The sequence below is a fragment of the Malaciobacter sp. genome (assembly GCF_055140965.1).
Genome location: NZ_JBSRRO010000011.1, coordinates 24,738 through 47,951, shown reverse-complemented (window position 1 = coordinate 47,951; position 23,214 = coordinate 24,738). Strand labels below are relative to the sequence as shown.

The window sequence follows — 23,214 nt, the reverse complement described above, 5'->3', positions numbered from 1 at the left end:
TTTGTTTTTTTCCTTTACAATATATTTATTTTAACAACTTTGACATATAAACTTTTTATACTCTTTACTTAAATTATCAATTTTAAAGCTTATAATTTCGGGCACATCATAGCTATGTAATTCTTTAATCTTCCTTTCAATTTTTTCGAAGTTTTCTTTTTTAGTTTTGATACTTATAAGAAACTCTTCATCCTCACAAAAATCATCTTTCCATACATAAAAAGATTCTATTTTTGACACTTGAACGCAAGCTACGAGTTTTTTCTCTAACAATATTTTTGAAATCTTTTTTGCCTCTTTTATACTATTTGTTGTTGTTTGTACTAATATAGGTTTCATAAACTTTTTATTCCTTTTATTAAATCTTTTGGGGTTAAAGCATAATTATTGCCTTGAAATTTTTTTGCTACTAAAGTATGTGCTAAAGATGCATTTATTGCACTTTGCAAATAGTTATATCCTTGAGCAAGTAAAGCTACAATTAATCCACTTAATACATCTCCACTTCCACCTTTACTTAAAACTGATGTTCCTAATATGTTTACATATAATTTATCATTTTGACTAATTATAACATTTGCACCTTTTAATAATAATGTTACTTTAGGATATTTCTTACAAAACATCTTTACATATTCGAACCTATTATTTTGTAAAGTATCAATATCAATATCTGCAAGCTTTGCTAAACTTAATAAAGAGCAAAACTCTTTTGGATGTGGCGTTAAAATAATCTCTTGATTTAAATAATCAAGGAGTAACTCTTCATAAAATAAATCAGCATCAATAACTTTTGCCACATTAGTATTTAATATCTGTTTTAACTCATTTTTATCATATAGTCCCAGTCCCATTCCAAGAGCAATAGCTGTTACATTTGAAGGTAACTTATGACTTTGCATAATGTAATATGGAAGTTGTAACTCTTCATGAACAATAGCTGTTACAAGTCCTGCGCCAAAATTAAAAGCTGCACTACTTGCAATAACTCCTGCACCTTTTTTGCAACCAACAACTACGCAAGCATGACCAAAACTTCCTTTATGCGAATTTTTAGTATCTCTAAAAGGAAGCTTTAAATCTTTTTTCTCAAGTAAAAACATATTTGAGTCATTTTCATAAATAATATCTGAGACTCCAAGATTTGCAACTTTTAATTTTCCAATATACTCTTTTGCATAATCTGCAAAAAGTGAAAGTTTCAAAGCTCCCATAGTTATAGTTTTATCTGCTTTAAAAGCTGTAGTTTTAATTACTCCTTTATTATCAATTCCACTTGGTATATCACAAGCAATTTTATATGAATTAAATTCATTTAATTTATCTATTATAGTATTTGATTCTTCATCTAAAGGTTTATTTAAGCCACTACCAAAAAGACAATCTACGATACAATCTGCTTTTTTTACTATACTTAAATCTTTTATGCAATTTAAACCTAAAAGTTTTAATCTTTTATATTGAAGTATTGCCATTTGTGATTTTAATTCAAAAGGAATATATATATGTATATTTTTATATTCATTTTGTAATAATCTTGCCAAGGTTATCCCATCAGCGCCATTATTTCCAACTCCACAAACTATTAAAACAGTTGAATCAAAAGCTTTAATATTTTTCTTTATATCTTTCTTTAAAGCTAATGCTGCATGTTCCATTAGTAACTCTTCATTTAAGGAAAATTTTTCATAACATTTCTTGTCTAAAGAACCAACTTCATTAAATATTTTTCGCATAATTACTCTTTTTAATATAAATTTATCTATTATATAAAAATTAAACAAAAATATTTATAATAGATAAATTTTTAAGTTTTTTGTAACTTTATTACTTAAATCTTTTAGATTTTATATATTTTTGTTGTTTATTAATTACATATAAGTTATATTTTACTAACCTTATAGATACAAAAGAAAAAGGAAAACATATGAATATGATAATAGACTTTTTAAATAACATATTTTGGGGATACATTTTAATTTACGGATTATTAGCCGTTGGTGTATTTTTTACTATTAAACTTAAGTTTATTCAATTTGTGCACTTTAAAGAGATGTTCAAATCAGTATTTGATAAAGATGAAACTGATGAATCAGGAATTTCTCCATTTCAAGCTTTAACTATTTCACTAGCTTCAAGAGTTGGTACAGGTAATCTTGCAGGTGTCGCAGTTGCACTTTATTTAGGTGGAGCTGGAGCGATTTTTTGGATGTGGATTGTTGCATTAGTTGGTATGGCAACTGCTTATGCAGAAAGTACTCTAGCGCAACTTTATAAAATCAAAGATAAAAATGACCAATATAGAGGTGGACCTGCATTTTATATTGCAAAAGGTTTAAAATCACCAGTACTTGCAGCAATTTTTTCAATTAGTTTAATTTTAGCATTTGGTTTAGTATTTAATGCAGTTCAAGCAAACTCAATTGCAGGTGCTGTAAGTGCTGCTTTTGGAGTTGAAAAATTATATGTTGGTTTTACAGTTGCAGCAGTTACTGCACTTGTGATTTTTGGTGGTATTAAAGGTATTGCTAAAGTTGCTGAAATTGTTGTTCCTTTTATGGCAGTTATTTATTTACTTCTTGCTATTTTCACTATGATTATAAATTATGAAGCTGTTCCAGGAATTCTTGCATTAATTGTAAAAAGTGCATTTGGATTGGAAGAAGCAGTTGGTGGAGTAGCAGGTGGTGTTTTAGCTGCACTTTTAAATGGTGTTAAAAGAGGACTATTTTCAAATGAAGCTGGTATGGGGTCTGCACCAAATATTGCAGCAGTAGCTACGCCAGCACCACACCATCCATCTTCTCAAGGTTTTGTACAAGCATTAGGTGTATTTATTGATACACTATTAATATGTACTGCAACTGCTGTTATGATTTTACTTGCAGGTGTATTAGATCCAGAATCAGGAATAAAAGGTATTGAGTTAACTCAATTAGCACTTTCAACTCATATTGGTGATGCAGGTGTTTATTTTATTGCTATTGCAATTTTATTTTTTGCATTTACTTCTATTATAGGAAACTACTCTTATGCTGAAAATGCCTTAACTTATTTAGGAATTGGTAATAAACTTGGAGTTACTATTTTAAGATTTGCAACAATTGCTATGGTAATTTGGGGATCTTACGAAAAAGTACAAACTGTATTTAATGCAGCTGATGCATCAATGGGACTTATGGCAACAATCAACTTAATTGCTATTGTTTTACTTTCAGGAACTGTTGTTAAATTAACAAAAGATTATTTAGAACAAAGAGAGCAAGGGAAAGAACCTACTTTTGAAGCTAAGTATTATCCAGAATTAAAAGATAAAATTGATACAACTATTTGGGTAAAATAGATAATAAGAGGTAAAACCTCTTATTATTTAAACTTCCAACCCTCTTTTTGTAAAATCTCTTTAACTTTAATTTTCACATCACCTTGTAACTCTATCCACTCTTCTTTGATACTTCCACCACATGCAAGCTTTTTCTTTAAAAGTTTTAATATCTCTTTTTTATCTTTATCTAATAAGTAGAATCTTCCTACTAATGTTACTGGTTTACCTTTTCTTTTTTCAAAAGTAAAAACTAACTGATGCTTATTTTTTGATTCAATTGTTTGCTTAGAGTTTTTTTTCTTATCTTCTTTTTTTGTATCAAAACTATCACCTTCTAATTTTGCACCCATTTCAAATATCATTGCTTAATCCTTTTAGCCTATGAAAATATTTACATATTTTTAATTCTAGTTTGAACATCTATTTCATCAATTGAAACAAACTCTTTTCTTTCAAATTGCTCAATTGCTACTCGTCCAATCATTGCAGCATTATCAGAACAATACTTTAACTGACTTAAATGCAGTTTTGTATTATGCTTATTACAAAGCTCTTCTAATTGAGTTCTTAGATATATATTTGCACTTGCTCCACCAACTATTGCAAAGTTTTTTGGAATTGTTGTTTTAAAATATTTCTTAATTTTTTGCATTATATGTGCAACTGCTGTTTTTTGAAATGAAGCACAAATATCTGCTTTATCTTGAGAGGATAGTTCCTCTATTTTTTCTATTTCTAATCTTACTGCATTTTTAAGTCCAGAATAACTAAATTCAATTTTAGGACTTTGTCTTAAAGGAATAGGAAGATTAAATCTATTTTTATCTCCTTTTTGAGAAAGCTCTTGAACTATAGGTCCTCCAGGATAGCCTAAGTTCATCATTTTTGCAACTTTATCAAAACTCTCTCCAAAACTATCATCCATTGTACTTGCAATAATTTTCATATCTTCATAAGAATTAGCTTCAATTATTTGTGTATGTCCACCTGAAACTAAAAGTATTGTACAAGGAAGTATTTCATCTTTTTCAATAAACAATGAATAAATATGCCCTTTTAGATGATTTACTGCAATTAATGGAATATCTAGTGATATTGCTAATGCTTTAGCCATAGTAACACCTTCCATTAATGTTACAGATAAGCCAGGCGAGTTTGTAACTGCAATAGCTTTAAGATTTTTAAAATACTCTTTTGTCTCTTCTAGTATTTTTGGTAAAGCTTCTATGTGAAGTCTTGCTGCTAACTCAGGAACAACTCCCCCATAAACACTATGTTGTAGTTCTTGAGATATTTTTTTATGAAATATTAATTTTTTTGTTTTTATATCTGTAATAGCTATTGAGCTATCATCACATGATGATTCAATACTTAAAATCAATTAATTTATCCTTTTTATAAAACTTAAGAGTTTTTAGACTCTTCACACTCTTCTTCTCTTTTTATCCAATCTAAAGCACAATCCAGTTTTCCAAAACCTGATTGGGCATTTATATGTCCTGCATTTTCCATTATCTTCATACCAATATTTAACTCTTGTTGTAATTGCACAGCCTCATCTAAACTCATATAAGGATCATTAGTAGATGCAGCCATAATAACCTCTTTAGCTTTTAAATCTTTTGGTGCACTATAAGGGAAAAACTCTTTTATCTCTTCTACATCACAAGTTTTTCTAACAGGAGCAACTAACATTAATTTATCAAGTTTTATATCAAGTTCATCACAAACATGAAACCATAAGATATTTGCCAAAGAATGACAAACAACAATTTGAGGATTAAAATGCTCAATCTCTTTTTTTAAACTCTCTTTCCATTGATTAAAGCTTGGATTATTTCTATTTGGGAAAGAGGGAAAAGAGACAATATAGTTCTCTTTTATTAAATCAGCAGCTAAATGTGCTTGCCAATGTGGATAATCACTTCCATTTAATCCATGTAATATCAATACTTTCTTACTCAAAACCCTTCCTTATTTAATATCTCTTACACATCTTATGTATTTTTTCTTATGTCTACTATCAAAATATGCAGTTCCACTTATAAAATGCATATAATCAGCATAATACCATAGTGTTCTCCAATGAGCTTTATTTGCCCAATATCCATCTGGAACGTTATATCTAAAAGCTCTATTAATATAATTTATTTGATTTTTCTTATCAACTATTAATTTAAACTCTTCAATATTTGGAACTCTCCAATTTAAAAAACCTGCATGTTTTAAGTTTTGACAATAAATTGGTGCTTCTTCATGGGTTTTTTTAACTTTTATAACACTAATATCATCTTGCCACATTAAACTGTTCTTTTTATCAACAACAACTTTTAAACTATGGCTTCTTTGGAAATTATTTGCATACAAAGATCCAACAATTAATAGAAAAAATATTAGTTTCATTATTTAGCCTTTATACTAAACTTACCCTTTTCTAACTGCCTTGTTACACTTTTTTCAAAAAGCTCGATCTCTACTTTATATCCTGTTTTAAAAACAAGTCCTACAAGCTCTTTATGCTCTGTTTTTTCTTCATTTGAACTATTGTGTTTTTTCCATTGTTCAAATTTATGTTCATAAGAGTTTAAAATCTCTTTTTCAAATTTACTTCTTGTATATATGAAGTATATTACCAAAATTATTAAAATAAGAAAAGGTATAAGTAAATCAAGACTCACAATAGTTTCTCACTTCTTTATCTATTTCATAAATATCATCTATACTATTTATAATTGGTTTATTAAATTTATTTATTGCATCAAGTGTAATTTTTGATACATCTAAAAAGCCTATTTTGTTATTTAAAAACTTTGAAACAGCAACTTCATTTGCAGCATTTAAAATAACTCCTAAATCAGGATTGCTTAAAACTTCATCTTTTATTTGCCAAATTGGATATCTATTCTCTTCTATTTTTTTAAACTCAAAAGAAGCAACATCAAGTAAATCAACTGGTTTTAAAATTGGTTCTTCAACTTTTCCTAAAATTGCATATGCAATTGGAAGTTGCATTGATGCATTTGCAATATGTGCTGTTGTACTTCCATCAGTAAAATTTATTAGTGCATGAATCAATGATTTTGCTTCAATTATTGCATCTAATTTTCTTGTATTAAATAACCATTTTGCTTCAAGTAATTCAAACATTTTATTTGTCATTGTAGCACTATCAATAGTAATTTTATTTCCCATTGACCAATTTGGATGCTTTAGTGCTTCTTTAATAGATACATTCTTTAAATCATTTAAATCATAATCTCTAAAAGAGCCTCCACTTGCAGTAATTAGCATAGAATCAACTTTTTTATTTTGTAATAAATACCATAAACCAAAGTGCTCACTATCAATTGCACTTAAATTTGTTTGATCTATAAATTTTCCTGCTACAACTAAAGACTCTTTATTTGCTAAAGCTAATTTTTTACCACATTTTATCGCTTTTAATGTTGGTTTTAATCCTAAAAAACCAACTAATGCATTTACTACTATTTTAGAATTACTATTTTCAATAGCATCTAAAATTGCACTTTCTCCAAAAAAAACATTTTGATGATTTACATCTTTTATATGTTCTTTTTTTGCTATTACAACTCTTTTGGGATTAAACTCTTTTATTTGTTCATTTAAAAGTTTAATATTAGTCCCTGCAACTAGAACCTCAACATCTAAATTAAACTTTCTTGCAACATTTAGAGTATTTACCCCAATTGAGCCTGTACTTCCTAATACTATCAAACTGCTGCTCTTAATACAACTAACATTACAACTGAGGCGAATAAGTATCCATCTGTTCTATCTAATACTCCACCATGACCTGGTAATATGTCTCCACTATCTTTAACCTTAGCCTCTCTTTTTAAATAACTTTCAAATAAGTCCCCAAAAATAGAAGCAATTGCTACTATAAATGAAATTAAAAAAGCTTGAAAATATGAAATATTTGAAATTGCAAAAAGTGCTCCAATTAAAGAACCAAATATTACTCCAGCAATTACTCCCTCAAGTGTTTTATTTGGACTTGTTTGGCAAAACTTTGTTTTCCCAATACTTTTTCCAATAAAATATGCACCTGTATCTGTAGTTGCAACTATAAATAAAATCCACCACAGAATTTGTATCCCAAATTCATTATATAAAGATAATAAAATTAAAAATGAAGCCAAAGGATAAAGTAATGGTAAAAAAGTTTTTTTATCAATATCTTTTGTATATGCTAAAACAGAAGCAATAATTACTAAAGCTAAAAAAATCAAATTTTCAGAATCTTTATAAAAATAAGCTATAAGCCATGAAATTAAAGCTATTTGATAAACAATATAGCTTTTTACTTGAAATAGTTTCATTGCTTCACTTACTCCAACTATCATAAAAAATCCTAAAAATAACCATGTGATAAAAAATATATCGAAGTAACTTACTAGAATAAATACAAAGAATAAAACAAGTGCTGTTTTTATCCTTGTTGAACTATCTTTTATTAAATTTGACATTAATTTCCCTAAAAGTAAAATAGTTAAAAGTTTAGCATGTTATCACTTTTGATTTGGTGAAAAATAAGTTTAAGTAATTTAAGTAGAAATTTAGTTGTAATAATAAGAAACCTAAAATTAGGTTTCTTATATTATAAAATACCAGAAAGAGATCTAGTTAATCCCTCAACAAGTTTAGGTTTTGCTTCTGTAAATTCTAAGTTTACTTTATTTGCTGTACTAACTACTCTTGTTCTAAAGATTTTCCATCTTGCATTTTTAGTATTGATTTTTTGATTAACATTTGCAGACATACCTTGTTTTGAATTGGCATTTGCATTTTGAATAATTGTTTCACCTTCTAAGGGTCTTTGTCTAATCTCTACATCAGTTATCATTGTATAATAAGTGTCATCAACCATTGCATCTGCAACAGAAGCAACTAAACCACCAATAAGTCCACCAGCTGCATATGATTTAGCACTATTTGCTCCACTTGCAGCTGCGATTCCTGCTCCTAGAACAACTCCACCAAATCCAGACTCTAGTGCGCTTCTTGCTGTTCTTGCATCACTTTTACCAACTTGAAGTAAGTTAGCTTGAACCATAAATTGTGCTTCTTTTGGATTTCTAGTAATTTTAAATCCTCTTTTTTCAAAAGCAGTTTTAACTTCACTTTCTACATCGATAGCTTTATCAGTAGTATTTCTAACTCTTACATAAACGATTTGCTTTTCTGGAGCAACTGGCTCTAAGAAAATTGAGTCACTCATTTTTGTTTGAACATCTAAGTTTCTTTTCTTAATTGCCGTATGTAAAGCTCCACAACCTGTAAATAACGAGATAATAAAAATTGAACTTAAAGTAAGTAATCCAATTTTAACATAACTTTTCAATATTTCCTCCTTGATATTGGTCATGAAATATTATCAAAAAAGTCATAAAATATTCTAAAAAATAAAGATATATTTAAGTAAAAATTCATTATTTATTTATTTTCTCATAAAAAAATTATATTTTAAAATAAATCATTATATATCAACTTCAATTGTCGTATAAGGATTATATAAAACATTTGAACCACTTTGAATTTTTACATTTCTTCTTTGTGTATAATCAACTAAATAGTTTCCTGAAAACTCTACTGAAAACTTTGCACATAATTGGGCTGCTTTTATTATTACCTCATCTGGAATTGTTTTTTTACTATTTTGAACTATTACATGGCAAGATGTTCTATCTTTTAAATGAAACCAAAAATCACTTGCTTTTGAGTTTTTTAATAAATAAATATTCTCTCGTTCATTTCTACCTAGCATTATTTTATAGCCATTAAAAAAGAAATTTTCATAATTTTGTTGTTTTACTGTTTTTGTTTGATTCTTTTGTTTTTTAGGTAATAAAAACTCTAATTCATCAATATTTGTACATTTTTGTACATTTGATTTCATTTTTAATAAAAATTCATATTTTTGCATTAAGCTACTTTTTTCAATTGAGATATTAAGTGCTTTTTGTTTTAATCTTTTTGCTTTTTTAAATAATTCATTTGAATATGTTGAGGCATTCATATTAGATTGTAAATCGATTTTTACTTGATTTCCTTCATAATCAATTGTTTCTAGCTCTTTTTGGTAAGGTTTAATATTGTGTAAATTACTTAAAATTATACTTGCATTTTTATATAATACATCTGATTCTTCTTCTAGTTTTTCTTTTTGAGGAAGTGAATCAATTAAATTTTTAAGTTTTTTTAATTTCTTTTGTATTCCTACTATTTTTTGTTTTTTTAAGTTATCTAAAAAGTTTTGTTCTTTTATTTCATAAACTTTATATAAATACTCTTCAATATTCTCTTCATGTCCTTGTACAAACTGAAACTTTTGCCTTGGTATCTCATCTAGTTTATGTCCTGTTTTTACAATTCTACTTGAAGAGAGCTCATCAACATGTCTTAATGCTTCTAAAACTACTCTATCTTCATCTAAAATAATAATATTTGTATGTTTTCCTGTAAATTCTAGTTGTAAAATTGTTGTTAGCTTCTTGTAAGAAGAAGATGAATTCACTTTAATATTTATTACTTTATCTTCATTGTATATACTTACATACTCAATTTTTGAATTTGTAAACCTTTTTTGAAGCAATACATCAAAAGGTGCATTATAATCTTTTTTAGTATTTACTCTATCTTTTTTCTTATAAATTAGACTTTGCCCCTTAGTCATGTCAAAATATAATGTGTTATTATTATTAAATTCAATTATAATTATATTATTGTCAATTCGCTTTATAAGCTTTATAATATGGGCGTTTTCTTTCAAATATTCTACTACTTGTTTTAATAAAAAGTACTTCACAATTAATTCACTTTATGTTATAATATTTTCGTCTTGGTTTTTTATATTAATAAAATATAATTGTACCCAAATTTAAATTAGGAGAAATTACAATGACAAAATTCGCAAAAATTGCTCTTGCTGCTGCATTAATACTAGGAGTAGCTGCATCAACAGCATCTGCTGATTCAAGAAAAGGACAAAAGATTTTTATTAAAAAATTAAAATCTCCTTGTGGAATGAATGGAGATAAATTCGCTGCAAAACATTCACAAGATGAATGGAAGAAGATTAAAGACTCTGGAAATTTCGAGAATGAAATAATTAAAATATGTCCAAAAGTAAAAAAAGGTTCGATTAAACAAAGTTGGCAAGATCATCTTTTTGATTTTGCATATGATTATGCAAATGATTCAGGAAATGTTCCTTCTTGCTAATTTTATAAAATATTTTTAAGGGAAGTAGCTTATGTTACTTCCCTTTTTTTATATTTATCATAAGATAAACTAATACTATATTAAGCACCTATTAAAAGCTATAGTTATATAATAATCATAAGATAAATAAAACTTTATATTATAAGTTTTAATTATTATATTACAAAGACACAAAGGGAACAATCAATGAAAAAGACTATAATAGGGCTTTCTACAGCTGTCGCATTAAGTAGTTCTTTATTTGCTTCTGATACATCAAATAATGAAATGCTTAAACAAATACAACTATTAAAAAAACAAATACAAATGCTTGAGACAAAACTAAATTCAAATGAAACTAAAGTATCTAATCTAGAAAAAAGCTTTACAGATAAAAGATTTACAAAACTTGAGAAAACTGTTGATAGAAATTCAAGAAAAATACAAGATGTTAAAGCACATGATGCTGGTGATAATATAAAATGGGATATTGATTTTAGAACTCAATATGACAATGTTCAATACAAATTAGGAAATGGTAAAAAAGTTTCAAATGAAGCAATTTTTTCAAATAGACTTTGGTTAGGCATGAAGTTTCAAGCTGATGATAACTCGATTTTTTATGGAACACTATCATATAACAAACTTTTTGGAGATAATAGAGCTGACATCATGTCTGATGGAGGAACTCCAAATAATGCCAACTTTGATTGGGTTACAAATGAAGCTGCTACAAATGATAATAGTCTAAAAGTAAAAGAGGCTTATTGGTTATATAAAAATGATTCATTTTTAGGAAATAGTGATGTTTCTTGGACTGTAAGTGTTGGAAGAAGACCTTCAACTGATGGCTTAGGAATAAACTTTAGAGCTGATCAAAGTAGAAAATCAGCACTTTCACACACTGTAAATGTTGAGTTTGATGGAGCTAGTGCGAGATTTAATCTTGATAAAATAACAGGGGTTAGTGGTATGTGGCTTAAGTTTTGTGCAGGAAGAGGTCTTACAAATGCAAAACTTAGATTCTCTGCTGATGGTTTAGATTATATGAAAGATGGTGATACATCAGAAAATGTTGATATGGCTGGAGTTATTTTAGTACCATATGATGATGGGCAATACTCTATTCATATGAACTATGCAAAAGCTTGGAACTTAATAGGAATGGAAGGGAGTATTGACAATAAAGGAAATGCAAGTCCAACAACAGGTAAATTTGATAACTTTGGAGATATTCAATTAGCTACTATTATGTTTAAAGCATGGGGTATTGGAAATGGAATTTCAGACTTTTTAGATGATACAACTGTTTTTGCCTCATATGCCATGAGTAAAACAAGTCCTGATGGAGGTAATGCTATGCTTGGTTCTACAGATTCTGAAACTGGTCACTCATTTTGGATTGGAGCAAATATGCCTTGTCCAATAACTGATAGTGCAAGAGTAGGAATTGAGTGGAATAAAGGCAGTAAATACTGGAGACCTATGACTTATGGTGAAGATACAATGGCTGGAAGTAAAATAGCAGCGCGTGGTACTGCATGGGAAGTTTATAGAAATCAAAAGTTAACTGATGCTTTAAGTTTTTCTCTTAGATATACGCATATAAAATATGATTATGCAGGAAGTAATGGTTTCTTTGGAGACTTAGGTGAGCCAACAAATATTAGAGATAATAATGTTGAAGAAGCACAAAATATTACAGCAAATGTTAGATATAGATTCTAGTTTTGTAGATAGAGTCTTATTTTAAAGAGACTCTATCTAAATTTATAATTGTAGTTTCTGCAATATTCATCATAGCAATATTTACTTTTCTAAACTCTTCATCTTTTACTTCTAATAAAAGTTTATCATACATATTTGCATAAGGGAAAATTGTAAAATAAATAAACTCTTTGGAATCTCTTTCTTTATCTAATTCTTTAAACCATACAGCAAGCAATGCTAAATACAACATAGCTGGATTAAAAGTACTATTTTTACTTAAATACTTTGATATCTCTTTATTTATAAAGTTATATGCATTTAAAACTGCTTTTATTCTATAATGATTTCTATTTTTAAGATAATGCTCACTATCAAAAGTAACATTATTAATCTGTTTTAAAATATCTTCACTTATAGAATTAATATATTTATCAACTTTTTCATCTATATCAAAAATCTTTTCACTACTATCTTTATATGTAGTTATTAAATCTTTGCAAAACAATAATAAGGCTTCTGTTTTTATCTTCGATAAGTTTAAAATCATTCCATATTCTACCTAAAATTTATTAATAACCTAATATTAAGATTAAATTTAAGTGCAAATGCGCTAAAATGTACGAAATTCTATAAAATTGCAAATGCAAAATTTATTAAGAAAAGGAAATTATTGGAACCAATTGGTGTATTAAGTGAAGGTAAAATTTATGACCTTCAAACTGCGGAAGCTTTAAATATAACTGGAGAAGAGATAAGAAATGATAACTCTGTTGAATCTTTAGAAATATTAAGACACTCTTGTGCACACCTTATGGCACAAGCGATTAAAGAGTTATATCCAGAAGCTAAATTCTTTGTTGGTCCTGTTGTAAAAGAGGGATTTTATTATGATTTTAAAGTGGATTCTAAAATAACAGATGAAGATCTACCAAAAATCGAAAAGAAAATGAAAGAGCTTGCAAATGCAAAGCTACCAATTCAAAGATATGAAACAACCAAAGATGAAATTCTAAAAAAGTTTGCAAACGATGAACTTAAACAAGCAGTATTAAAAAATATTACTGATGACACCTTAACAGTATATAAACAAGGTGATTTTGAAGACTTATGTAGAGGTCCTCATGTTCCTAATACTAGAATGATTAGAAGTTTTAAACTAACAAGAGTAGCAGGTGCTTATCTTGGGGGTGATGAAGAAAATGAAATGATTACTAGAATTTATGGAATCGCATTTTTTGATAAAAAAGAGTTAAATGATCATGTAAGAATGCTTGAAGAAGCAAAAAAAAGAGATCATAGAAAACTTGGAACTGAGCTTGAACTATTTACATTTAATGATGAAGTTGGAGCTGGTCTTCCTATGTGGTTACCAAATGGAGCAAGACTTAGAAGTAAATTAGAAAAAATTCTTTATAAAGCGCATAGAGTAAGAGGTTATGAACCTGTAAGAGGTCCTGAGATTTTAAAAGCTCAACAATGGGTAACATCTGGTCACTATGAAAACTATAAAGAGAATATGTATTTAACACAAATTGATGGACAAGAGTATGGTATTAAACCTATGAACTGTGTTGGTCATATTCAAATTTTCAAAAATGATTTAGTTTCATACAAAGATTTACCAAAAAAACTTTTTGAATATGGAGTTGTTCATAGACATGAAATGAGTGGAGCAATGCATGGGCTTTTTAGAGTAAGAGAGTTTACTCAAGATGATGCACATATTTTCTGTACTCAAGCACAAGTAAAAGATGTTATTATTGAAGTTTTAGAATTTGTTGATAAACTATTAACTTTATTTGATTTTAAATATGAAATGGAAGTATCAACAAAACCTAAAAAAGCAATAGGTGATGATGAGTTTTGGGAAAAAACAACAAAAGGTATTATGGATGCCTTAGATGAAAATAAATTGCCATATGGAATTGATGAAGGTGGAGGGGCATTTTATGGTCCAAAAATCGATATTAAGATTCTTGATGCTATTGGTAGAAAATGGCAATGTGGTACAGTTCAAGTTGATATGAACTTACCAAGTAGATTTAATGTAGAATATATAAACGATAAAGGTGAAAAAGAACAACCTGTGATGATTCACAGAGCAATTTTAGGTTCTTTTGAAAGATTTATTGGTATTCTTACAGAACATTGTGCTGGAGAGTTTCCATTTGTTATTGCTCCAACAGAAGTAATCTTTGTTCCAATTGCAGATACTCATGTAGAATATGCAAAATCTTTGCAAAAAGAGCTTATTTATAATGATATTGATTCTAAAATTTTTGATATGAACGAAAGTTTAAATAAAAGAATTAGAATGGCAGAAAAACAAAGAGTACCAATGATTGTTGTTATTGGAGATGAAGAAGTGGCAAACAACTCTATTGCGTTAAGAGACAGACGAAAGAGAGAGCAATCTAATATGTCTAAAGAGGAGTTTATTTCAATGTTAGAAAAAATTAAAAAAGGATGTGAAGTTTGAGTCGAAACAATAAAAAAGACGAAGTGTTAATGAACGAAAACATTACAGCAAAAGAAGTAAGATGTACATCTGATGATGGAACTAATTATGGTATTATTCCAACAAGAGATGCACTTGCAACTGCTGAAGAACTAGGGCTAGACTTGGTTTTAATTGCAGCTACGGCTAAACCACCTGTTGCAAAAATCATGGATTATGGTAAGTTTAAATACCAACAAGAGAAAAAGAAAAAAGAAGCAAAGAAAAAACAAAAAGTTATTGTTGTTAAAGAAGTAAAATTTTCTGTTAAAATTGCAGATAATGACATTAACTATAAAGTTAAACATGCTATTGAATTTCTTGAAAAAGGTTTCCATGTTAAATGTAGAGTTTTCTTAAAAGGTAGAGAGATGGCACACCCAGAAGCTGGTGCAGAAGTTCTTGAAAGAATTTGGCCAATGCTTGAAGATTATGGGGTAAGAGATGCAAAACCTAAACAAGAAGGAAGATTTGTTAATATGATGGTTCTTCCTAAAAAAGAAGACAAAAGTAATTCTTAATTTTAGAAGAGAGTTTTTCTCTTCTAAACTACATATATTTAAACTTATTTTAAGCTAAATTTAAGTAAAATCACAAACTTTTTCAATAATAATGAAAATGCAAATTTAAAGAAAGGATTCCACAATGCCAAAGATGAAATCTAATAGTGGAGCTTTAAAGAGATTTAAAGTGAAAAAAAATGGTTCAATTAAAAGAGGTTCAGCTTTTAGAAGCCATATTTTAACTAAAAAAAGCCCTAAGACAAAAAGAAATCTTAGAAGCGAACAAACTGTTGCATCTGTTGATACTGCAAGAGTTAAAAAAATGTTAAACAAAGCGTAATAAAAAAATTACTTAGTCCCTCCACAATTGTGGATAAGTTCGATTAAATAATCGACACCTATAAATAATGGTAAAGAAAGGAAAGATATGCCTAGAGTTAAAACTGGTGTAGTTAGAAGAAAAAGACATAAAAAAATATTAAAACAAGCCAAAGGTTTTTTTAGTGGTAGAAGAAAACACTTTAGAAAAGCCAAAGAGCAACTTGAGCATTCATTAGTATATGCTTATAGAGATAGAAGACAAAAGAAAAGAGATTTCAAAAAGCTTTGGATTATAAGAATCAATGCTGCTTGTAGACTAAATGATATTAATTATTCAAGATTCATGAATGGATTAAAATTAGCTAATATTGAATTAGATAGAAAAATCTTAGCTGATATGGCAATGAATGATGCAGAAGCTTTCGCATCATTAGTAGTAAAAGCAAAAGATGCTTTAGCAGCATAATTAAATTTGCAAATTAAATATTTAAAAGGAAGATGAGTTACTCATCTTCCTTTTTTTATTTCTTATTAACAAGAAGGAACATTTCCTGAATCACTTGCATAATTATATAAGAAGTCATATACATGTGGTAAATAACTATTTTTAAGTGGCTTTGCCTTAGGACAAATTTCCAATATTTCATCATTTAAAGTTTTTGATTCAAATTTAGCTTTCCACTCATCTTGAGTATGTTTTTTTGCTAATACAGCTCCTGTAAATCCACAATCTTTTTTTAACTTCTTAATGATAATTTTTTGACCTTTTAGTGCATCTGCTTGTGCAGATATAGTAAACATTGAACTTGCAATAAGACAAACTGCTGTTGCTTTTAATAATTTTTTTAACATTTAATATCCTTTTTTTAATTTATTTTCTATTTTTAACCTAATGGCTCATTAACTTCAATTTTACAATCATTACCTTTGCAATCTATATTTGCATCAAAATAGAATATCTCTGATAAGTCATACTCAGCTTCTTGTAGTTTTGTCCAAGCTTCTAAAGATCTTCCACCTGCTGTACAATTAAATATAACACTTTTATCTTTTGGTAATTTTTCATATAACTCTTTTGCAGTTAAATCACCTGCTGTTATATTAATTGATCCAATTAAATGTCCTGATTTAAACTCTTCTTTTGATGTAACATCAACAATTTGAATATTTGCTGGTACTTTGTTTTCTAAAATAAGTTTTTTTATCCACTCACCATCAACAGTTCCCTCATCTAAACCTAACATAACACCATTTTTACTAAACTTTGGTTTTGTATCAGATGTTTCAGTTGTAATTTTTGATGCCCCTGATGCTGTTGTTGCTAATCCAGCTTTTTTCCATTCTGGTAAGCCTCCTGCATAAACAGAAACATTTGTATATCCAGTTTCAATTAATTTATTTGCAACTTTATGTGATTTTGTACAACTATACCCACCACAAAATACAAGAATTTTTTCATCTTTATTAGAAGGAAATCTTCCAATTAATGAATCTATTTTTGTATCAGGAATTGCAATAGCTCCTGGAATTGTTTCTTGTAATGTTTTTTTATAAGGTCTTGCATCTACAATTAATCCTGAGTTTTTAGCTTGTACACTTTTTGCAACTGCTATAGATACTTCTGTATACGATTTCTTTGCCCATTCAGGTTCACCTGCTTGATAAAGTACAACATTTTTAAAACCCTCTTTTTTAAGCATTACTGCAACTTTTGGACTTTTCCCACATTTCCATCCACCACAAAATACAATAAGTTCTTTATCTTTTGCAGTATCTTTTAACTGAACAACAAACTCTTTAAATTTTGTATCAGGTATATTAATACTTGATGGAATTGTACTTTTTTTATATTGTGCTTCTGGTCTTGCATCAACTAAAATAGATTTTGCAGTAGTTTTTGTTCCACCATTTACTGCTTTTTTTGTATATTCAAAATCTACTACTTTTAAATCATTTTTCTTAATTAACTTTTGCACTTTTGCACTTGCATTTTCAAGTGATTGTCCTTGTGCGGCTAATGCACCTGAAACAGATAAACTAGCAGTTAAAGCAACCGCTACTAAAAACTTTGTAACTTTCATAACTTCTCCTTAAATTGTGTTATTAATGAACATCTCTTTGCTTAGTAATTGAAAATAGAGTATCAACTAATTTAAATATAAATATAGCAACTCCAACAGAACCTACAACAATAAATATCTCACCCAAATGTGGGCTAACATAATTGAAATTTGTTGTCAAACTATAAAAGTCATACTTTTCATATCCTACACCAAATCTATTTGTTAAAGGATTTGCATTCCCTCCATAAACAAATAAGTATCTTCCGATATATCCTCCTATAATTACTGAGATTGAAGCTGGTATTATGTATGATCTATCTGGTTTTACTAAAAGTAAAAAAGGTAAAACAAGGGCAAAAAGAATATATCCTCCAAAGAATAACACTCTAAATTCACCAAATAATATTATAAATGCCCAATCTTTATCAATTACTAAGTAACCTACTACTTCATAAATAGCTAATAAATACAAGAAAAAAAGCATACTTTTTCTTATTAAAGACATTAACTCTTTATAACCTTTTTTATTTCTATGTACTAAATATGATAATATTCCCATTACACCTAAAGATGATACAAATGCTGATATTATAAAGTACCACATTAATCCAGGAAATTCTGTCCATAAATGTCTTGCTGTATTCATAGAAAATAGCTTTGCTTGAATGTAATACTCAACTAAGTCTACACCAATACTTAAAATTAAAATAGGAAAAGCAAGTTTTCTTGCTAATTCTCTTTTATTTGTAAGTATTAAATATATTTCAAATAATACAAATGGAATATATGTAAGATAAAGTGGTAACATCAACCACATACCAGCATTTGTATTTGGATCTAAAAACATCCATTTCATATTTAACATATTTAAATCAGTTGCAATTGTAAACAATCCTGCAAAAACCATAGCAAGACCTGCTACCATAAATGAAGCAGCTAATTTTTCTACAATTTTAAAGTTTAATAATTCTGCTAATGCAACTAAAAATATAATTCCACTTCCTGTATAAATCATATACATATAGTTTGATATAAATAGTGTCCAAGGAACTTCTCTACTTACTTCACCTACATTTCCAAATATTGCACTTTTTAAAGCTTCTTTTAATTCTGGATTAAAAGGGTCTAAACTCATAGAGTGAGTAGATGCAACTTTTGTAAAATATCTTAATTCATAAATCTCATATATTCCATATATAGCAAATGCTATTAATACATATGATAAAAGCATTATTTTATTTAAAAACATATCTTTAAAAGAGGCTTTATTTATCTCAAGCCCTGCAATTGTAAACTTTTCCATAATTACCCCCTTACCCCTCTATATTTTTCTAAATACTCATCCCATGTATATATTTTAGTTTCATGAGAGATACTTTGTCTTGCATAGTTTTCTGAATCAGGAACAATATAAAAAAGTTTTGGTCGTGTATTTGATTTCTCTTTTAAAAAGAAAAATCTCTTTTTCTTTAATAGTTTTACTAAATCACTATTATCATCATCTAAATCTCCAAACATTCTTACATTTGTTGGACAAGTTGTTTGACAAGCTGTTGTTCCATACTCTTCAATTCTATGATCACAAAATGTACATTTATCTACAGCAACTTTTGTATCATCTACAAATCTAGCATCATAAGGACAAGCTTCCATACAACCTTTACATAAGATACATTTTTTATAATCAACTTGAACTATTCCACCTGCTGCAACATAACTAGCATTGGTAGGACATACACTAACACATGGAGCAGTTTCGCAATGATTACACTGAGAGGGGTATAAATTAATAAAAGACTTATCAAAAATACTTCCCTCAACAATACCAACCCATATTCTTTGTTTATTTGCACCTAATTGTACACCATTTTCTTCTTTACATGCAGTTTCACATGCTTTACAATTTATACAATTTTGGTAATCTAAAGCCATCGCATAATTCATAATCAAACCTTTCTAATTGAAACAATAGTTTCATGCATAATTGCACTACCAAATACTGGTTCTATTTCATCTTCAATTATCTCATTATCACTTGCTCCATTTCTATTTGCAAATGTCATACCAGAAGAGTTAGAGCCAAATCCATGAATATAAAAAACTGTATTTGCAACTATTTTATCAGTAGGAAATGCTTTTATTTGTATTGTTCCTACACTACTTTTTATCTCTACTAAATCTGCGTGTTTAATCCCTTTTTTCTTAGCGTCTTTTTCATTTATCCAAACATAATTTTCTGGCATTAACTCTAATAGCATTACATTATTTGCTGTTGAGTTTTGTGTAAATTGAGCATGACGACCTGTTATAAATTTAAACTTACCTTTTGGTATCTCTTTAAAATCTTCTTGATGCCATACAGGCATTGGTTCAATACCTTTTTTTGTAAGATTCTCTAAATAACACTCAATCTTTTTACTTGGTGTTGAAAAAAGTCTTTTAATTTCAGCAATATCTCTTGGATTTATACATGTATCAATATCATCTGAATCTTCTTTATTTTCTAATTTTACAACTGTGAAAAATTTATCTTTTTCTTTATAATATCTAAAAGAGTTATTATCAATTTTTTCAAAGCTACTTAACATTTTTGGATAAAACACACCTTTTGTATTTAATATTTCCCATGCTTCTTGATTATATTTTTCTAAAAACATCTCTTTATTTACATGTTCTTGTGAATGTTCAAAGGCATCTGCTAAGTTATATCCATTATCTTCATATAACTCTTCAATCTCTTCTTTACTTAATCCTTCTAACTCATCTTGTAAATCTTCATCATATTTTTTACTTATTTCAAATAATGGTTTAGATAATTTTTTAGCAAGTCCATGTATTATTTCAATTACTGGCTTTGTTTCATACATAGGATTAATTACTTTTTTTCTTAATGCAATTGAGGGTTCAACTCCAGGAAAAGATTTTACAGGGTCTTCTCTTTCTAAATATGTACACTCAGGAAGAATAACATCAGCCATAATAGCTGTATCACTTGGCATTGTATCAATAACAACTACCAAATCCATTTTCTCAAACATCTCTTTTGTTTTTTTAGTATTTGGAACTGAAAGTACAGGGTTTTGCTTATACACAAACATTCCTCTTATTGGATATGGTGTTCTTTCTTCAACAATCATATTTCTCCATGCAATCCATGAACCACTTCCTCCAATAATTGCTGCTTCATCTTTTTCTATTCTAGCTTTTGGATTTGAATACAAAGGAGCATTTACATAATGACTTCCAAGAGGTAGTTTTTTACCAAAAACTATTCCACCTTTTATATCAATTCCTCCTCCAAGTGCAGTAAAAATTGCTTGTGCTCTTCTTAATTGGAAATCATTTTTTGTCCAAGTTGATCTTCTACCTTGATAATAAATAGCTTGTGGTGCATTTGCCATAAACTCTTGGGCAACTTGCTCTATTTCACTTGCAGGAATTCCTGTAATTTTTTCTGCCCATTTTGGAGTATATTCACTATTTAGAACATGTTCTTTATATTTATCAAAATTAGAGAAATTATTTTTTACATAAGTTCTATTATAAAGTTCATTTTTTATTACATGATAAGTCAATGCTAAAACAAAAGCTAAATCAGTTCCTGATTGTATAGCAAGGTAATTATCTGCGTGTATTGCTGTATTTGTAAATCTTGGATCAACAACAACAAGTTTTGTTCCTCTTCCTCTTGTTCTTTTAAAAATATCCATTGTATCAGGAGTAAGTATTGCTTCTGCTCTATTTGCACCTGCCATAATTACATATTTTGCATTTTGCAAATCTGCTTGTCCATATTTTCCTATTGTTAAAGCATATCCAGAAACAGCAGTTTGTAAACAAATAGAAGCATGATTTACAAAGTTTGATGAACCAATTTTATTTGACATAAAAGTTTTAAATGTATGTTCAGCTAATCCCTCACCAGCACAATAACCAAAACATGATCTATTATCTTTTTCTTCATCTATGATTTTAGTCATTTTCTCACTAATATAAGAGTATGCTTCATCCCAAGTTACTCTTTTATATTTTCCATCCCCTCTTTTTCCAATACGAATTAATGGATATTTTAATCTATCAGGATCATATAGTGCTTGAATACCTGCATTTCCTCTAGCACAAAGCATATTTTGTGATTTTGGAAAATGAGGATTTGGTTCAAGTTTAGTTACTATATTATTTTCAACCCTTGCATATGCAGCACATTTATTAACACACATTTCACATAGAGTTGGTATAAGTTTAACATCTTTATTGTTTGATGTTTTTGTTGTACCAAGACTCATTTTATCTTGTTTTGATGTGTCTTTACAAATTGCACTTGAACTTGCAATTACTGATAATGCAACCGTTCCTTGGAGAAATTTTCTTCTTGAAATCTCAACTTGCATTTCTCACTCCTTCTTAATATTATTTGTTAATGTTATAACTTTAGCACAGTTTAATATAAATTATTCTTATTTATGAATGAATATTCACTATTTTTTTCATAATTTCTTTATTTTTTTCAATTTTATAAGTAAATTTTATATTATTTTAATATTAGATATATTTTTTTCTTATAATATAGAGTCTATATAGAACTTTTTTTCTATAAGAAAAAATTATTGTATTGTTTTTTTATCCCTAGATATTATTATTACTTGTTTTTTAAGATTTTTCTAAAAAATTTTATAAGAAGTTGTATAAAAAGAATAAAGATAACTATTAATAAAAATATTAAAAATGAGTAAAGTAAGGGATGGTAAGGTAATGAGTGGTGAAATAAAGCTTTTAAGTGAGATATTGGAGAATTAAGCCACATATTTTTATGTATTATAAAAGAAGATAATATAAATACAAGCATATACAATATTGTTAATTTTTTTAGATTTTTCATTTTGTCTCAATTTAAATAAAGCAGATAACTGCTTTATTTGTTATAAAAATTAGTATTAATATATTCTGCCATTTCTTTAGGAGTATATTTCATACCTTTTTTCTCTATGATTGAATGGTTACGTTCCATAATATCATGATTTGTACCTGATGATTGAGTAAGTGTTTTATTTTGGATATCAACCAATTCTAATTCTAAGTCATGTAATAACTTATTATTAAGAGCTGGTGCATCTTTACTTGCAATACCCTGTGCATTTTTACCATGGCATTTTGAACACATTTGTTCATATATTTCTGAGACAGTGTATTTTCTATCTTTTTTATAATTTTTTGCATCTTTATTAAAATTAAAAAATATATAGTTTGCCATCTCTTTTGAATCGTAATTCATACCTTTTTGTATAATTACTTTCATATTATGTTGCATTACATCATGATTTGTACCTGAAGATTGATATGAAGCTCCACTTTTTAAATCAAATAGACTTATCTCTAATTCATTTAAATCAATATTATTTAAAGGTGGAGCACTTTTTTCAATATTACCCTCAGCATTTATTCCATGACATTTAGAACACATTAATGTATATACTTCTTTGGCTGTATATTTATTATTTTGTGCATATAATCCAGATGTCAAAAAACCAATCATAAAAACTAGATACAGTGTTTTATTTACTTGCATTTTAA

Annotated in this window: 25 protein-coding genes; 7 read left to right on the top strand and 18 right to left on the bottom strand. The window is 28.0% G+C overall.

The features are described 5' to 3' along the window. Positions 1 to 30 precede the first annotated feature (30 nt). Positions 31 to 339, bottom strand: a complete 309-nt coding sequence (gene cutA / locus ACTCCZ_RS05005) for a divalent-cation tolerance protein CutA (RefSeq protein WP_079578853.1) — start codon at positions 337 to 339, stop codon at positions 31 to 33. Beyond that, complete coding sequence (locus ACTCCZ_RS05000) at positions 336 to 1,736, bottom strand: NAD(P)H-hydrate dehydratase (protein ID WP_079578851.1); 1,401 nt, start codon at positions 1,734 to 1,736, stop codon at positions 336 to 338. Before ACTCCZ_RS05000 ends, cutA begins: the two co-directional genes overlap by 4 nt. 191 nt (positions 1,737 to 1,927) lie before the next feature. Here ACTCCZ_RS05000 and ACTCCZ_RS04995 point away from each other — a divergent pair, with 191 nt between their 5' ends. Then, on the top strand, positions 1,928 to 3,343 hold the full coding sequence (locus ACTCCZ_RS04995) for an alanine/glycine:cation symporter family protein (protein WP_079578849.1): 1,416 nt from the start codon (positions 1,928 to 1,930) through the stop codon (positions 3,341 to 3,343). A gap of 23 nt (positions 3,344 to 3,366) precedes the next feature. Here the strand turns inward: ACTCCZ_RS04995 and ACTCCZ_RS04990 are convergent, their stop codons facing one another. The 9 genes from ACTCCZ_RS04990 to ACTCCZ_RS04950 form a co-directional block, all read right to left on the bottom strand. Next, the gene (locus tag ACTCCZ_RS04990; RefSeq protein ID WP_079578847.1) at positions 3,367 to 3,687 is read right to left on the bottom strand and encodes an SUI1 family translation initiation factor; all 321 of its coding nucleotides are present in this window, start codon (positions 3,685 to 3,687) and stop codon (positions 3,367 to 3,369) included. 29 nt (positions 3,688 to 3,716) lie between these two features. Then, complete coding sequence (tsaD, locus tag ACTCCZ_RS04985; RefSeq protein WP_079578845.1) at positions 3,717 to 4,706, bottom strand: tRNA (adenosine(37)-N6)-threonylcarbamoyltransferase complex transferase subunit TsaD; 990 nt, start codon at positions 4,704 to 4,706, stop codon at positions 3,717 to 3,719. A gap of 23 nt (positions 4,707 to 4,729) precedes the next feature. Then, positions 4,730 to 5,290, bottom strand: coding sequence for an RBBP9/YdeN family alpha/beta hydrolase (locus tag ACTCCZ_RS04980; protein ID WP_079578843.1), 561 nt, complete (start codon positions 5,288 to 5,290; stop codon positions 4,730 to 4,732). Between the two features lie 9 nt (positions 5,291 to 5,299). Further along, positions 5,300 to 5,728, bottom strand: a complete 429-nt coding sequence (locus ACTCCZ_RS04975) for an Lcl C-terminal domain-containing protein (RefSeq protein WP_079578841.1) — start codon at positions 5,726 to 5,728, stop codon at positions 5,300 to 5,302. Then, the gene (locus ACTCCZ_RS04970) at positions 5,728 to 6,003 is read right to left on the bottom strand and encodes a hypothetical protein (protein WP_079578839.1); all 276 of its coding nucleotides are present in this window, start codon (positions 6,001 to 6,003) and stop codon (positions 5,728 to 5,730) included. Before ACTCCZ_RS04970 ends, ACTCCZ_RS04975 begins: the two co-directional genes overlap by 1 nt. Then, a complete protein-coding gene (dxr, locus tag ACTCCZ_RS04965; RefSeq protein ID WP_079578837.1) occupies positions 5,993 to 7,060 on the bottom strand; it encodes a 1-deoxy-D-xylulose-5-phosphate reductoisomerase in 1,068 nt (355 codons plus the stop codon). The genes ACTCCZ_RS04970 and dxr overlap by 11 nt, the downstream gene beginning before the upstream one ends. Continuing rightward, the gene (locus ACTCCZ_RS04960) at positions 7,057 to 7,815 is read right to left on the bottom strand and encodes a phosphatidate cytidylyltransferase (RefSeq protein ID WP_079578835.1); all 759 of its coding nucleotides are present in this window, start codon (positions 7,813 to 7,815) and stop codon (positions 7,057 to 7,059) included. The genes dxr and ACTCCZ_RS04960 overlap by 4 nt, the downstream gene beginning before the upstream one ends. A gap of 131 nt (positions 7,816 to 7,946) precedes the next feature. Then, complete coding sequence (locus ACTCCZ_RS04955) at positions 7,947 to 8,690, bottom strand: complement resistance protein TraT (RefSeq protein WP_079578833.1); 744 nt, start codon at positions 8,688 to 8,690, stop codon at positions 7,947 to 7,949. Between the two features lie 135 nt (positions 8,691 to 8,825). Beyond that, positions 8,826 to 10,154 carry an NFACT RNA binding domain-containing protein gene (locus tag ACTCCZ_RS04950; RefSeq protein WP_079578831.1) on the bottom strand — a complete coding sequence of 443 codons (1,329 nt, stop codon included), beginning with the start codon at positions 10,152 to 10,154 and terminating at the stop codon, positions 8,826 to 8,828. 92 nt (positions 10,155 to 10,246) lie between these two features. On the opposite strand from ACTCCZ_RS04950, the gene ACTCCZ_RS04945 reads away from it, so the two are divergent. Both ACTCCZ_RS04945 and ACTCCZ_RS04940 read left to right on the top strand, forming a co-directional pair. Continuing rightward, a complete protein-coding gene (locus ACTCCZ_RS04945) occupies positions 10,247 to 10,570 on the top strand; it encodes a cytochrome C (protein ID WP_079578829.1) in 324 nt (107 codons plus the stop codon). A 186-nt stretch (positions 10,571 to 10,756) separates the two neighbouring features. After that, complete coding sequence (locus tag ACTCCZ_RS04940) at positions 10,757 to 12,277, top strand: DUF3373 family protein (RefSeq protein ID WP_079578827.1); 1,521 nt, start codon at positions 10,757 to 10,759, stop codon at positions 12,275 to 12,277. A 16-nt stretch (positions 12,278 to 12,293) separates the two neighbouring features. Here ACTCCZ_RS04940 and ACTCCZ_RS04935 read toward each other — a convergent pair whose 3' ends face one another. After that, on the bottom strand, positions 12,294 to 12,806 hold the full coding sequence (locus ACTCCZ_RS04935) for a hypothetical protein (RefSeq protein ID WP_079578825.1): 513 nt from the start codon (positions 12,804 to 12,806) through the stop codon (positions 12,294 to 12,296). A 123-nt stretch (positions 12,807 to 12,929) separates the two neighbouring features. Here ACTCCZ_RS04935 and thrS point away from each other — a divergent pair, with 123 nt between their 5' ends. The 4 genes from thrS (at position 12,930) to rplT (ending at position 16,046) form a co-directional block, all read left to right on the top strand. Continuing rightward, entirely contained in the window at positions 12,930 to 14,738 is a 1,809-nt protein-coding gene (thrS, locus tag ACTCCZ_RS04930) for a threonine--tRNA ligase (RefSeq protein WP_079578823.1), read from the top strand. After that, entirely contained in the window at positions 14,735 to 15,277 is a 543-nt protein-coding gene (gene infC / locus ACTCCZ_RS04925; RefSeq protein ID WP_079578821.1) for a translation initiation factor IF-3, read from the top strand. The genes thrS and infC overlap by 4 nt, the downstream gene beginning before the upstream one ends. A gap of 124 nt (positions 15,278 to 15,401) precedes the next feature. After that, complete coding sequence (gene rpmI / locus ACTCCZ_RS04920; protein ID WP_079578819.1) at positions 15,402 to 15,599, top strand: 50S ribosomal protein L35; 198 nt, start codon at positions 15,402 to 15,404, stop codon at positions 15,597 to 15,599. Between the two features lie 87 nt (positions 15,600 to 15,686). Beyond that, complete coding sequence (gene rplT, locus ACTCCZ_RS04915; protein ID WP_079578817.1) at positions 15,687 to 16,046, top strand: 50S ribosomal protein L20; 360 nt, start codon at positions 15,687 to 15,689, stop codon at positions 16,044 to 16,046. A 65-nt stretch (positions 16,047 to 16,111) separates the two neighbouring features. On the opposite strand, the gene ACTCCZ_RS04910 is transcribed toward rplT, so the two are convergent. The 6 genes from ACTCCZ_RS04910 to ACTCCZ_RS04885 all read right to left on the bottom strand — a co-directional run bounded on the left by ACTCCZ_RS04910 (position 16,112) and on the right by ACTCCZ_RS04885 (position 23,209). Next, complete coding sequence (locus ACTCCZ_RS04910; protein ID WP_079578815.1) at positions 16,112 to 16,432, bottom strand: cytochrome C; 321 nt, start codon at positions 16,430 to 16,432, stop codon at positions 16,112 to 16,114. A 32-nt stretch (positions 16,433 to 16,464) separates the two neighbouring features. Further along, a complete protein-coding gene (locus ACTCCZ_RS04905) occupies positions 16,465 to 17,661 on the bottom strand; it encodes a rhodanese-like domain-containing protein (protein WP_079578813.1) in 1,197 nt (398 codons plus the stop codon). Positions 17,662 to 17,683: 22 nt separating this feature from the next. Next, on the bottom strand, positions 17,684 to 18,946 hold the full coding sequence (locus tag ACTCCZ_RS04900; protein ID WP_079578811.1) for a polysulfide reductase NrfD family protein: 1,263 nt from the start codon (positions 18,944 to 18,946) through the stop codon (positions 17,684 to 17,686). Positions 18,947 to 18,948: 2 nt separating this feature from the next. Then, the gene (locus ACTCCZ_RS04895; protein ID WP_079578809.1) at positions 18,949 to 19,587 is read right to left on the bottom strand and encodes a 4Fe-4S dicluster domain-containing protein; all 639 of its coding nucleotides are present in this window, start codon (positions 19,585 to 19,587) and stop codon (positions 18,949 to 18,951) included. 2 nt (positions 19,588 to 19,589) lie between these two features. Then, on the bottom strand, positions 19,590 to 22,034 hold the full coding sequence (locus ACTCCZ_RS04890; RefSeq protein ID WP_079578807.1) for a molybdopterin-containing oxidoreductase family protein: 2,445 nt from the start codon (positions 22,032 to 22,034) through the stop codon (positions 19,590 to 19,592). 521 nt (positions 22,035 to 22,555) lie between these two features. After that, positions 22,556 to 23,209 carry a c-type cytochrome gene (locus tag ACTCCZ_RS04885; RefSeq protein ID WP_079578803.1) on the bottom strand — a complete coding sequence of 218 codons (654 nt, stop codon included), beginning with the start codon at positions 23,207 to 23,209 and terminating at the stop codon, positions 22,556 to 22,558. Positions 23,210 to 23,214 lie beyond the last annotated feature (5 nt).

Excerpts from the sequence above, each read along its gene's own strand:
- cutA (WP_079578853.1), bottom strand. The coding sequence starts at position 339 with ATGAAACCTATATTAGTACAAACAACAACAAATAGTATAAAAGAGGCA.
- ACTCCZ_RS05000 (WP_079578851.1), bottom strand. The coding sequence starts at position 1,736 with ATGCGAAAAATATTTAATGAAGTTGGTTCTTTAGACAAGAAATGTTAT.
- ACTCCZ_RS04995 (WP_079578849.1), top strand. The coding sequence starts at position 1,928 with ATGAATATGATAATAGACTTTTTAAATAACATATTTTGGGGATACATT.
- ACTCCZ_RS04990 (WP_079578847.1), bottom strand. The coding sequence starts at position 3,687 with ATGATATTTGAAATGGGTGCAAAATTAGAAGGTGATAGTTTTGATACA.
- ACTCCZ_RS04975 (WP_079578841.1), bottom strand. The coding sequence starts at position 5,728 with ATGAAACTAATATTTTTTCTATTAATTGTTGGATCTTTGTATGCAAAT.
- ACTCCZ_RS04960 (WP_079578835.1), bottom strand. The coding sequence starts at position 7,815 with ATGTCAAATTTAATAAAAGATAGTTCAACAAGGATAAAAACAGCACTT.
- ACTCCZ_RS04945 (WP_079578829.1), top strand. The coding sequence starts at position 10,247 with ATGACAAAATTCGCAAAAATTGCTCTTGCTGCTGCATTAATACTAGGA.
- ACTCCZ_RS04940 (WP_079578827.1), top strand. The coding sequence starts at position 10,757 with ATGAAAAAGACTATAATAGGGCTTTCTACAGCTGTCGCATTAAGTAGT.
- ACTCCZ_RS04935 (WP_079578825.1), bottom strand. The coding sequence starts at position 12,806 with ATGATTTTAAACTTATCGAAGATAAAAACAGAAGCCTTATTATTGTTT.
- rpmI (WP_079578819.1), top strand. The coding sequence starts at position 15,402 with ATGCCAAAGATGAAATCTAATAGTGGAGCTTTAAAGAGATTTAAAGTG.
- rplT (WP_079578817.1), top strand. The coding sequence starts at position 15,687 with ATGCCTAGAGTTAAAACTGGTGTAGTTAGAAGAAAAAGACATAAAAAA.
- ACTCCZ_RS04910 (WP_079578815.1), bottom strand. The coding sequence starts at position 16,432 with ATGTTAAAAAAATTATTAAAAGCAACAGCAGTTTGTCTTATTGCAAGT.
- ACTCCZ_RS04905 (WP_079578813.1), bottom strand. The coding sequence starts at position 17,661 with ATGAAAGTTACAAAGTTTTTAGTAGCGGTTGCTTTAACTGCTAGTTTA.
- ACTCCZ_RS04900 (WP_079578811.1), bottom strand. The coding sequence starts at position 18,946 with ATGGAAAAGTTTACAATTGCAGGGCTTGAGATAAATAAAGCCTCTTTT.
- ACTCCZ_RS04895 (WP_079578809.1), bottom strand. The coding sequence starts at position 19,587 with ATGAATTATGCGATGGCTTTAGATTACCAAAATTGTATAAATTGTAAA.
- ACTCCZ_RS04890 (WP_079578807.1), bottom strand. The coding sequence starts at position 22,034 with ATGCAAGTTGAGATTTCAAGAAGAAAATTTCTCCAAGGAACGGTTGCA.
- ACTCCZ_RS04885 (WP_079578803.1), bottom strand. The coding sequence starts at position 23,209 with ATGCAAGTAAATAAAACACTGTATCTAGTTTTTATGATTGGTTTTTTG.